General features: G+C 42.9%; 1 protein-coding gene. It reads left to right on the top strand.

Features of this window, described 5'->3' with window-relative positions; all coding sequences use genetic code 11:
• Positions 1-727: hypothetical protein (locus GVN22_RS27525; protein ID WP_370520497.1), on the top strand; the 727-nt coding region annotated here is incomplete at both ends.

Below are 727 nucleotides of genomic sequence, written 5' to 3'. Positions count from 1 at the left end.
CAATCCCAAGTGCCCCAAGTTCAGGAAATGTAACGAATGGCGCAGTATGTGGAAGCGGTGTAGTAAACTTAAGTGCAGTATGTTCATCAGGTCAAACAGTACAATGGTATGCAAGTCAAACATCAACAAGTGTATTGACGACAGGCACAAGTTATGCACCAAGTATCACGGCAACGACAACCTACTATGTAGCATGTAGAGATAACACAACGAATTGCGAAACAGCAACAGGAACACGTCAAGGCGTAATAGGAACAGTTAACCCAATTCCAAGTGCACCAAGTTCAAGTAATGTAGTAGGCGCCTCAAGATGTGAAGCTGGTGTAGTGACTTTGACAGCAACATGTTCAACAGGTCAGACAGTACAATGGTATGCAAGTCAGAGTTCAACAAGTGTGTTGACAACAGGTACAAGCTACAGTCCAAGTTTGACAGCAACGACAACTTATTATGTAGGCTGTAAAGACAACACAACAACTTGTGAAACAACATCAGGAACCCGTCAAAGTGTAGTAGGTACAGTAAATCCAAACCTACCAGCACCAAGCTCAAGTAATGTTACGAATGGCGCAGTATGTGGTAGCGGTGTAGTAAACTTAAGTGCAGTATGTTCATCAGGGCAAACAGTACAATGGTATGCAAGTCAGACATCGACAAGTGTATTGACAACAGGCACAAGTTACGCACCAAGCATTACGGCAACGACTACTTATTATGTAGGTTGTAA

Origin of the sequence: Cellulophaga sp. BC115SP (genome assembly GCF_009905545.1) — a bacterium.
In the GTDB taxonomy this organism is placed as follows: domain Bacteria; phylum Bacteroidota; class Bacteroidia; order Cytophagales; family Spirosomataceae; genus Flectobacillus; species Flectobacillus rivi.
This window is presented reverse-complemented; position numbering and strand designations above follow the sequence as displayed.